The sequence below is a fragment of the Azoarcus taiwanensis genome, assembly GCF_012910885.1.
In the GTDB taxonomy this organism is placed as follows: domain Bacteria; phylum Pseudomonadota; class Gammaproteobacteria; order Burkholderiales; family Rhodocyclaceae; genus Azoarcus_F; species Azoarcus_F taiwanensis.
Map to the genome: position 1 here is coordinate 1 of NZ_WTVM01000270.1, position 1,055 is coordinate 1,055.

Below are 1,055 nucleotides of genomic sequence, written 5' to 3' on the forward strand. Positions count from 1 at the left end.
AGGAAGTGCTGGTCGCGATCGGGGACAAGGTCTCGCAGGGTGCGGTGTTGCTCAAGCTGGAAGCGGCCGGTGCCCCCGCCCAGGCGCCAGCTGCATCTGTAGGAGCGGCGTCAGCCGCGAAAACCGAGGTCGCAACCGGCAAGGCCGAATTCGCGGCTCACGCCGCTCCCACAACGGGATCAACCGCCGCGCCCGCTGCCGCTACCCCCTCCCCGATGAAGATCGGCGGCAAGGTACACGCCAGCCCCTCGGTGCGCGCCTACGCCCGCGAACTCGGTGTCGACCTCTCCCAGGTCAAGGCCAGCGGACCGAAAAACCGCATCTTGAAGGAAGACGTCAAGGCCTTCATCAAGGGTGCGATGAGCTCCGGCGTGGTGCCGGGCAAGACGCCGGCTGCAGCCGCAGGCGGGAGCCTCGGCGGCAGCATGGATCTGCTGCCCTGGCCCAAGGTCGATTTCGCCAAGTTCGGCGAGGTCGAGGTCAAGCCCCTGAGCCGCATCAAGAAGATCTCCGGCCAGAACCTCTCCCGCAACTGGGTGATGATCCCGGCGGTGACCTATCACGAAGATGCCGACATCACCGAGCTCGAAGCCTTCCGCGTTCAGATGAACAAGGAGTACGAGAAGTCCGGCAAGAAGCTCACCATGCTCGCCTTCATCATCAAGGCTTCGGTGCGCGCGCTGCAGGAATTCCCGGAGTTCAACACCAGTCTCGACGGCGACAATCTGGTCTACAAGAAGTACTTCAACATCGCCTTCGCCGCCGACACTCCCAACGGCCTGGTGGTGCCGGTGGTCAAGAACGCCGACACCAAGAGCGTGTTCGAGATCGCAGCCGAAACCGGTGCACTGGCCAAGAAAGCACGCGACGGCAAGCTCGGCCCAGCCGAGATGTCCGGTGCCTGCTTCACCATCAGCTCGCTCGGCGGCATCGGCGGCACCTACTTCGCGCCCATCGTCAATGCGCCTGAAGTCGCGATTCTCGGGGTCAACAAGTCCGTGATGAAACCGGTGTGGGACGGCAAGCAATTCGTGCCGCGCCTGACTCTGCCGATG

General features: G+C 63.9%; 1 protein-coding gene. It reads left to right on the top strand.

All coding sequences use genetic code 11. The features are described 5' to 3' along the window. Positions 1-1,055: 2-oxo acid dehydrogenase subunit E2 (locus GPA21_RS20250; RefSeq protein ID WP_211163745.1), on the top strand; the 1,055-nt coding region annotated here is incomplete at both ends.